We start from the raw sequence: 3,562 nt of genomic DNA on the forward strand, positions 1-3,562 counted from the left end.
ACCCTCGCCGAGATCGATCGCGGCGACATGGGCGCGATGTCGATGGGCCATGGACCTGTCTCCCACGAGATGCCCGGTATGGCGACGCAAGGTCAGCTCGATGATCTGCAGAGGGCGCGCGGAGCGTCGTTCGACCGGCTCTATCTCAGGCTGATGATCAGGCACCACCACGGAGCTGTCGCCATGGCCGGTGACGTCCTGCGCGACGGCTCGGAGCAGCAGCTCAACGAGCTGGCTTCGGGAATCGCGGCTGATCAGAGCGCTGAGATCTCTCGCATGCGTGACCTGTCCCCACGTAGTCCCGATGTGCAGTAACCCGTCTGGGCGGGGAACGGCCACTGCCTGTACTGACGGTCAGTCCACGAGACCTGCCTCGGCCAACGCGCGAAACAGGTAGGGCCCGAGGGTGGATGAGAAGGTAGCCGACAGATGGGAACCGTCGAACCAGCCGATCACGTTGCCGATGACCGGACGGCAGGTGCCATCGGGACAGATATGGGGCGTCAGGTCAACGACCCTCACGTGAGGGTCGTCGAGCGCGCGAGCTGCTGCAGCGAGTGGATCGGGGTGAAGCCAGTCTGCCGCCGCGCCTGAGCAATCGCTGTCGAAGCTGCTGGGGTGCGTTGCCACACAATCGGGCACGTTGAATTTCTGGGGAGACGGCGTGTCGCGGATGACGGCAACTTTCAGCCCGGCGTTGCGCCACGACCGTAAAACAGGCAGGGCGCCGCGTTTGAACTGCGAGGCCCCAGCTTCGAGACTGGCCGTGCCCTCGGCCTTGCGCGCCACGCTGGCCGCCACGATGACGAGATCGGGCGCGTCTCGGACCACCTCCTTGGTGGTGCGGCGGCTCCATTTAAGGCACCCGTCCGTACCTGCCGGTGGATTGAACACCTGCGGCGTCTCGTTGATCGCGCAGGCCGAAGCTAGGTAGGTGTGGATTCGCCAGTGGCGGGTGGCCGCGATTGCCTCTAGAGCCGGCAACCACTGTCCGCCGTGGGAATTGCCGACCAGGGCCACATCGAGGGTCCCGTCCGGGTCGCCGAACGTGCAGGGGATGGACCTGAAGCCGGACGCCGCGGCGAAACAGGATTTCCCGTCGGAGGCGCCGCGATAGGCATCCGACATGTCTGAGGAGGCCGCTGCGGGTCCCCGCACGAGATCGTCGAACGTCGACGCCGGGCAATGGGGGTGATCGGCAACGGACGCTCCGACGCAGGGGTCGTGAGCGGCGAGAAGGGCCGCGGTTCGTTTGATGTCCTGGTCGGAGCGGTGCTCGGTGACAGTCGAGACGGTGAGCGCGGCGGCGACGACCACTGCCATGCTGATGACCGCCCAGCCGTATGTGCGACCGGTTCGACTCGACCATGCCGTGGTCCGGAACCGGTCCTCGACCAGACGCTTTGTCAGCGTGGCCAGAACGAGCGTCGCGGCGATGATCGCGAGATTGTCGAAGGTGCCTCGTGTCGAGTTGAACGCGTACGGCCAGAGAACGATCAGCGGCCAGTGCCACAGATAGACCGAGTACGAGATGTCGCCGAGACCCTGCACAGGGCGCCACGCCGCGACACGGGTCGGTGACAGCCCGCTGTCAGGAGCTTGTGCGGCGATGACCGCAACGGTTCCGAGCACCGGTAGAGCCGCCTGCCAGCCGGGGAAGGGCGTGGCGTCGGAGTAGAGGACCGCGGTTGCCGCGACCAGCGCGAGACCGGCCCACGCAACGGCCGCTCGCCATCGACCGCGCGACACAGTTCGTCTCGTCCCCCCTCCCGTTCCTGTCCCAGATCCCGCGACACAGAACGCGAGCAGTCCGCCAGCGCCGAGCTCCCACATGCGGGTTCCAGTGTTGAAATAGGCGTCGGCCGGGACGGACGCCGTGTGGACGACGCTGTAGACGAACGACGTCGCGACGACCACCGCGAGTCCGACTCCGATGACGGCGCGGCGTGCGCCGACGGCTGCACCCAGCAGCCCGAGGACCAGGAGCAGGATCGGCCAGAACCCGTAGAACTGTTCCTCGACGGAGAGCGACCAGAAATGCTGAACAGGGGTCGCGGTGTTGTCGGCCGCCAGATAGTCGACGGCGTCGGACGAGAGACGCCAGTTGATGACGTACAGCGCGGCCGCCCGGGCCTGATCGGCAGTCGTGCGCCACTGTGTCTCGGGCAGGAACAGGCACGTGCCGACCAGCGTGGCGGCAAGGACTGTCAGGCTGGCCGGCAGCAGCCGTCTGATGCGCCGCGCCCAGAAGGCGACCAGATCCGAACCCCGGGTCGGAACATGGCCCAGCAGGTGCGCCGTGATGAGGAAACCGCTGATCACGAAGAACACGTCGACGCCGATGAATCCGCCGCTGAGCCGTGTCGGCCACAGGTGGTAGACAACAACCAACGTGACGGCCATCGCCCGGAGCCCCTGGATGTCACGCCGAAGTCCGCGCGGAACGAAGGGCTTCAACACGGTGACTTTGCTGACGATGGACACGTCGGACGGGCATAACTGGGGCGCAAAGGCGAAGTGCGCCGACGCTGTTGCCCGCACGTACCATTGACGGGTCATGACGAAGACCTACGAAGTGCGCACCTACGGCTGCCAGATGAACGTGCACGACAGCGAGCGGCTGTCGGGGCTGCTGGAGACGGCAGGCTACGCGCGGGCTGACGAGGGCACGCCCGATCTGGTCGTCTTCAACACCTGCGCGGTGCGTGAGAACGCCGACAACAAGCTGTACGGCAACCTCGGCCACATCGCGAGCGTGAAACAGAAGAATCCCGGCATGCAGATCGCGGTCGGCGGTTGCCTGGCGCAGAAGGACCGCGACACCATCACGAAGCGCGCGCCGTGGGTCGATGTCGTCTTCGGCACCCACAACATTGGCTCGCTGCCGGTCCTGCTCGAGCGAGCGCGTATCGCCGAGGAGTCGCAGGTCGAGATCCTCGAGTCGCTCGAGGTGTTCCCGTCGACCCTGCCGACCAAGCGCGACTCGGTCTTCGCCGCCTGGGTGTCGATCAGCGTCGGCTGCAACAACACGTGCACGTTCTGCATCGTCCCCAGCCTGCGCGGCAAGGAGAAGGACCGCCGCCCCGGCGACATCCTCGCGGAGATCGAGGCGCTCGTCGCCGATGGCGTGGTCGAGGTGACCCTGCTCGGCCAGAACGTCAACTCCTACGGTGTCGAGTTCGGCGACAAGCGGGCGTTCGGCAAGCTGCTCCGCGCGTGCGGTGGGGTCGATGGTCTCGAGCGCGTCCGGTTCACCAGCCCGCACCCCAAGGATTTCACTGACGACGTCATCGCGGCGATGGCGGAGACACCCGTCGTCATGCCGCAGCTGCACATGCCGCTGCAGTCGGGGTCCGACCGCGTGCTCAAGGCGATGCGGCGGTCCTACCGTCAGGAGAAGTTCCTCGGCATCATCGACCGCGTTCGTGCGTCCATGCCTGATGCCGCCATCACCACCGACATCATCGTCGGTTTCCCCGGCGAGACCGAGCAGGACTTCCTCGAGACGATGGACGTCGTCCGGCGTGCGCGATTCGCCGGTGCCTACACGTTCCAGTACTCC

Annotated in this window: 3 protein-coding genes; 2 read left to right on the forward strand and 1 reads right to left on the reverse strand. The window is 66.3% G+C overall.

Features of this window, described 5'->3' with window-relative positions; translation table 11 throughout:
• On the forward strand, window positions 1-315 hold a 315-nt coding region (locus H7290_RS13370), incomplete at its 5' end, for a DUF305 domain-containing protein (RefSeq protein WP_290514510.1).
• Window positions 316-354: 39 nt separating this feature from the next.
• On the opposite strand, the gene H7290_RS13375 is transcribed toward H7290_RS13370, so the two are convergent.
• Window positions 355-2,559, reverse strand: a complete 2,205-nt coding sequence (locus tag H7290_RS13375; RefSeq protein WP_290514511.1) for an acyltransferase family protein — start codon at window positions 2,557-2,559, stop codon at window positions 355-357.
• Between H7290_RS13375 and miaB the strand changes: the two genes are divergently transcribed.
• Window positions 2,558-3,562: tRNA (N6-isopentenyl adenosine(37)-C2)-methylthiotransferase MiaB (miaB, locus tag H7290_RS13380; RefSeq protein ID WP_290514512.1), on the forward strand; the 1,005-nt coding region annotated here is incomplete at its 3' end. The two genes, H7290_RS13375 and miaB, sit on opposite strands and share 2 nt — an antisense overlap.

The sequence above is a fragment of the Aeromicrobium sp. genome, from assembly GCF_014378035.1.
Classification (GTDB): Bacteria; Actinomycetota; Actinomycetes; order Propionibacteriales; family Nocardioidaceae; genus Aeromicrobium.

Bases quoted from the DNA above. Each gene is read 5' to 3' on its own strand.
- H7290_RS13375 (WP_290514511.1), bottom strand. From the start codon at position 2,559: ATGACCCGTCAATGGTACGTGCGGGCAACAGCGTCGGCGCACTTCGCC.